Here is a 5,260-nt window from a genome sequence, read left to right as displayed (position 1 = left end):
CGGCCACCGCCCGTCGCCACAGCGGTGAGCGGCACGATGCACGGCCACGAGCACCAGCAGCAGCCGGGTGCGTTCGCCCCCGCACGCCCCGCGCGTACGCCGAGTCGTCGCCCATCTCCAGCGCGGCACCGATTCCGGTTCGGCGATGTCCCGCACCGCGTACGAGCCTTGTTCGTCCCGACCCGGGCCCCACCGCGCCCGGGACGCCTGGAGCCTATGCGTCGGGCCGCCCGCGCCCCTCCGCGGCCTCAATACCCCAGCCGCGCCCGCGCCCCTCCGGAGCCTCAGTACCCCAGCCGCGCCCGGGCCTTGTCGGTCTCCACGCCCCCCGGACCGTCCCCCGCCCACGTCCACACCGCCGCGCACAGCGCCCGTAGCCCGTCGAGCGCGTCGCCCCCGCCGTCGAGCAACGCCTCCCCGTCCCGTACGGACGCCTTCCAGCCGCCGCACATGAAGTCCCCGGTCTCCTCCCGCACCTCCGGCTGCCCGGTCAGCAGCCCGCGCAGATCGGCGGCCACGTACGTCGGGCGGTGCCGGGGCGGGGCGGCGAGCAGTTGCGCCGCGTCCGTCACACCGGTCAGCACGAGCAGGGAGTCGACCCCGCCCACATGCGCGCCCTCGATGTCGGTGTCCAGCCGGTCCCCCACGACCAGCGGCCGCTCGGCGCCCGTCCGCAGAATCGTCTCCCGGTGCATCGGCGGCCGCGGCTTGCCCGCGACCTGCGGCTCGCCACCGGTGACCAGCCGTACGATCTCGACCGCGGCGCCGTTGCCCGGGGCGATGCCGCGCTCGCTCGGAATCGTCAGATCGGTGTTGGAGGCGAACCAGGGCGCGCCGCGCGACACCGCGTAGCACGCCTCCGCGAAGCGTCCCCACGGCAGCTCGGGCCCCCCGTAGCCCTGCACAACTGCGGCCGGATCGTCGTCCGCCGACTCCACCGGCTCCAGACCGCGCTCCCGCAGCGCAACCCGCAGCCCCTCCCCGCCGACCACCAACACCCGAGCACCGGCGGGGACTTGGTCCGCGATGAGACGGGCCACCGCCTGGGCCGAGGTGATGACGTCCGCCGGCTCCGCCGGGACGCCGAGGCTCGTCAGATGCTCGGCGACCGCCTGCGGCGTACGGGATGCGTTGTTCGTCACATACGCGAGGTGCATGCCGCCGTCCCGCGCCGACGCCAGCGACTCGGACGCGTGCGGAATGGCACGACCACCGGCATAGACCACGCCGTCCAGGTCGAGCAGCGCCGTGTCGTACGCCTCGCTCAGGGGCCGGACGCTCGCGTCCGTACGGGTCCGGATCCTGGCCTCTCGGGTCATCGTCTCTCGCTCCTCGCTCGTGGCTCTCCCCCGATCATCGCGCATCGCCGCAGGCCGCATAGCATGCCCTAATGACCACATCTGGGCCCGCCCGCGACGGTCGCGACGGTCTGCGCCTGTCGCCCTTCCGAGGTCTGCGCTACGTCCCGGACCGTGTCGGGAGCCTCGCCGCCGTGACCTCCCCGCCGTACGACGTCGTCGTACGGCCCGACGGACTGCGCCACCTCGAAACCGCCGACCCGCACAACATCGTCCGGCTCATCCTCCCCCAGGCGGCCGGATTCGCCGACCGCAACCGGCAGGCCGCGGAGACGCTGCGCAGTTGGCGGGCCGAGGGCGTGCTCGCCGCCGACCCGGAACCGGCCCTCTACGTCTACGAGCAGTGCAGCGGCGAATTCCTGCAGCGCGGGGTGATCGGCGCACTGCGCCTCAGCCCTCCCGAGGACGGCATCGTTCTTCCGCACGAAGGCGTCATGCAGGAGATCGTCGAGGACCGTGCGGGGCTCATGCGCGAGACGGCGGCCAACCTGGAGCCGCTGCTGCTCACGTACCGGGGCAACGGCGGCGGCGTGGGCGCGAGCGCCGTCATCGAGCGGACCGTGCACCGCCCGCCGCTGCTGTCGACGACGACGGAGGACGGCGTCAGCCACCGCCTCTGGGCGGTGACCGACCCGGCCGAACTCGCCGAGGCCGCAGCGGATCTCGCGGACCACCAGGCTCTCATCGCGGACGGCCACCACCGCTGGGCCACGTATCTGCGGCTGCGCGCCGAGCACGATGTGCCCGGCCCCTGGGACTCGGGGCTGGTCCTCCTCGTCGACACCGCGCGCTATCCGCTGCGTGTCCGCGCGATCCACCGGGTGCTGCACCGGCTTCCGGTCGGGGACGCGGTGGCGGCGCTCCAAGGTGCCTTTCGCGTGCGGAAGGTGGACGGTCCGCTGCCGCGGGCGTTGGAGGCACTGGCGGCTGCGGTGGAGGGGGCGGAGCCGGTGGAGGGGGCGGAGCCGGTGGAGGGGGCGGAGCCGGTGGAGGGGGCGGAGGGCACCGAGGCCCGCGAGGCCACGGCGGCTCCGGCGGCGTTCACTGCCGGGGCACGCAACGCCTATCTGCTCGCGGGCGACGGCGGCTTCCACCTGGTCGACCGCCCGGATCCCGGACTCCTGGCCCGTACGGTCCGGGCGGACCGGCCTGAGGCGTGGCGCACTCTCGACGCCACCGTGCTCCACTCCACACTGCTGGAACACGTATGGCAGGTCCCGGACAGCCCCGACCACATCGGCTACATCCACGACGTCGCCGCCGCCGTCGACAAGGCCGAACGGCACGGCGGGACTGCCGTGCTGATGCACCCGGTGCGTGAGGAAGTCGTCCGCGAACTGGCGCAGCAGGGGGTGACGATGCCACGCAAGTCGACGTCGTTCGGGCCCAAGCCGGCAACGGGGCTGGTGCTGCGCAGTCTCGAACTGGGCTGATGGGCGGGGGAAGTGCAGAGGGCGGAACCCCTGGGACGTCACTGGGAGTTCCGCCCTCTCACGCACCTGCGTGGTTCAGCGCCCGGGCTCCTCGTCGTCCGCGGCCCTGGACTCGGACTCGGGCTCGGACTCGGGCTCGGGCTCGGACCCGTGGTCGGGCTCGGACTCGGGCTCGGACCCGTGGTCGGGCTCGGACTCGGGCTCGGGCTCGTACCCGGGGTCGGGCTCGGACTCGTACCCGGGGTCGGACCGGGTCTCGTCGTCGAGGGCCGGCACCTCGGCTCGAACGTCCTCGACGACCGGCTCCACGAAGCCCCCCGGCACGCCCTCGCCCGACTCCAGCAATGCGGCCGATTCCCGTGACGGCTCTGATTTCAGTGACGGGTCTGATTCCCGTGACGGGTCCGACGCCTCCCCCGCCCCCGCATCGTGTGACGCGCCCGGCTCCTGCGACGCGCCCGAGTCCTGTGACCCGCCCGACCCCTCCAACTCGCTCGGCTCCTCAGTCTCGACAACGTCCGGGTCGAGTGCGTCGATGAACTCCACACCGTCCAGTTCGGCCAAGCGGTCCGAGGCGTCCGTCGTCCCGCCCTGATCGGCCTCCAGAGCCTTGGCGAACCACTCGCGCGCCTCGTCCTTGCGGCCCACGGCGAGCAGCGCATCGGCGTACGCGTAGCGCAGCCGGGCGGTCCACGGCTGCACGGCGGTCGACGCCAGCTCGGAGCTCTGCAGCGTCACGACCGCGGCCTCGGCCTGGCCCAAGTCGCGCCGCGCACCGGCCGCGACGAGCCGCATCTCGACCTGTCCGGCCCGATCGAGCTTCTGCACCTCCGGCTCACCGGCCATGGCCAAAGCCCGCTCGGGCCGGCCCATGCCGCGCTCGCAGTCAGCCATCATGGGCCACAGCTCCGCGGACCCGGTCATCCGGCGTGCGGCACGGAACTCGGCCAGGGCCTCCGCGTACTTGCCTGTCGCATACGACGCGAAGCCGGCGGCCTCGCGCACCGCCGCGACACGCGACGCGAGCCGAAGCGCGACACGCGAATACGCGTAGGCCTGCTCCGGATCGTCATCGAGCAGCCGGGCCACCATGACCAGATTCCTGGCGACATCGTCGGCGAGCGTCTTCGGCAGACTCATCAAGTCCTGTCGTACGGCCTTGTCGACCTCGTTCCCCGTCACGTCCTCGGGGATCGGCAGCCGCTTGATCGGCTCTCGGTCGCGATCGCCGCGCGAGCGCTCGTCGCGGTTGGGGTAGCCGCCGCCGCGCCCATCACGTCCGTCGCGCCGCCCGAAACCGCGGCCCCGGTCGGAACGCTGATCGGGCCGTCCGCGGCCACCCTGACCGTACGGCCTCCGCGGCCCGCGGTCATCGGGGCGGCGCTCGTCCCGGCCGCGGAAGCCATGACCCCGCTCGTCATCCCGGCGCGGCCCACGCGACGGCCGATCATCCCGGTCGCGCCGGAATCCACCCCGGTCGCGGTCATCCTCGCCCCGCGGTCCACGCCCGCGGTCGCGGTCCCGATCGTCACGACGATACGAAGAACCCCGGTCCTCCCGACCACGGAACCCACCACGCTCATCATCACGACGCGGCCCACGCAACGGCCGATCATCCCGGTCGCGGCGGAATCCACCCCGGTCGCGGTCATCCCGATCACGACGGAACCCGCGGTCGCCATCACGGTCATCCCGATCACGACGGAAACCACGGTCGCCATCACGGTCATCCCGGTCGCGGCGGAATCCACCCCGGTCGCGGTCATCCCGATCACGACGGAAACCACGGTCCCTATCGTCCCGGTCCCGGCGGAACCCGCCGCGGTCACGGTCGTCATCACCCCGCGGCCCGCGCGGGCGCTCGTCACCCCCGCGACCGCGGAAACCTCCATGGTCGCCGCCCCTGTCACGGTCGCGGCGCGGGCCCGATCCCCGGAACTCCCGCCGCTCACCGTCGTCTTGACGCCTCGGTCGGCGCTCGGATCGGTCCGGCCCGTCCTCGGGCGAATTGGTGGACATCGACGTGACTCCTGTCTTGCAGTACCGCAGTAATCATTCTCGCGCACCTGGCACAGCGATGCGCTTCGGGGAAAAACAAAAGGACCCTTGGTCCCGGCATGTACGCCGGGACCAAGAGTCCTTAAATGATTGTTCGGCGGCGTCCTACTCTCCCACAGGGTCCCCCCTGCAGTACCATCGGCGCTGTAAGGCTTAGCTTCCGGGTTCGGAATGTGACCGGGCGTTTCCCTCACGCAATGACCACCGAAACTCTATCCCCGCCCCGATAGGGCGGAAGTCTGATAGAGACAGCGAACAAACACACTCTTCAATTGAGATACCGGCTCCACCGGAAGCTGTTCGCAGTCCGGGAACCACACAGTGAACGCGAGCATCTGAGGACAAGCCCTCGGCCTATTAGTACCGGTCAACTCCACACCTCACGATGCTTCCATATCCGGCCTATCAACC

3 protein-coding genes, 1 rRNA gene and 1 pseudogene are annotated in these 5,260 nt (G+C 71.9%); 1 reads left to right on the top strand and 4 read right to left on the bottom strand.

Annotation, left to right across the window (positions count from 1 at the left end):
• Window positions 1-284: 284 nt before the first annotated feature.
• Complete coding sequence (locus AB0M26_RS06160) at window positions 285-1,319, bottom strand: HAD-IIA family hydrolase (RefSeq protein WP_365255289.1); 1,035 nt, start codon at window positions 1,317-1,319, stop codon at window positions 285-287.
• A 71-nt stretch (window positions 1,320-1,390) separates the two neighbouring features.
• Between AB0M26_RS06160 and AB0M26_RS06155 the strand changes: the two genes are divergently transcribed.
• Entirely contained in the window at window positions 1,391-2,791 is a 1,401-nt protein-coding gene (locus AB0M26_RS06155) for a DUF1015 domain-containing protein (RefSeq protein ID WP_365255286.1), read from the top strand.
• A gap of 384 nt (window positions 2,792-3,175) precedes the next feature.
• Here AB0M26_RS06155 and AB0M26_RS06150 read toward each other — a convergent pair.
• The 3 genes and pseudogenes from AB0M26_RS06150 to rrf form a co-directional block, all read right to left on the bottom strand.
• A pseudogene (locus AB0M26_RS06150) lies at window positions 3,176-4,000 on the bottom strand (hypothetical protein); the annotation flags it as partial.
• The gene (locus tag AB0M26_RS06145) at window positions 3,970-4,683 is read right to left on the bottom strand and encodes a hypothetical protein (protein WP_365255896.1); all 714 of its coding nucleotides are present in this window, start codon (window positions 4,681-4,683) and stop codon (window positions 3,970-3,972) included. The pseudogene AB0M26_RS06150 and the gene AB0M26_RS06145, both read right to left, overlap by 31 nt.
• Before the next feature lie 258 nt (window positions 4,684-4,941).
• Window positions 4,942-5,058: ribosomal RNA gene (rrf, locus tag AB0M26_RS06140) — 5S ribosomal RNA — on the bottom strand.
• Window positions 5,059-5,260 lie beyond the last annotated feature (202 nt).

This window comes from Streptomyces sp. NPDC051776 (assembly GCF_040681345.1).
Classification (GTDB): Bacteria; Actinomycetota; Actinomycetes; order Streptomycetales; family Streptomycetaceae; genus Streptomyces.
Note: the sequence above shows the minus strand (reverse complement) of the source record. Positions and strands in the feature narration are given on the sequence as shown.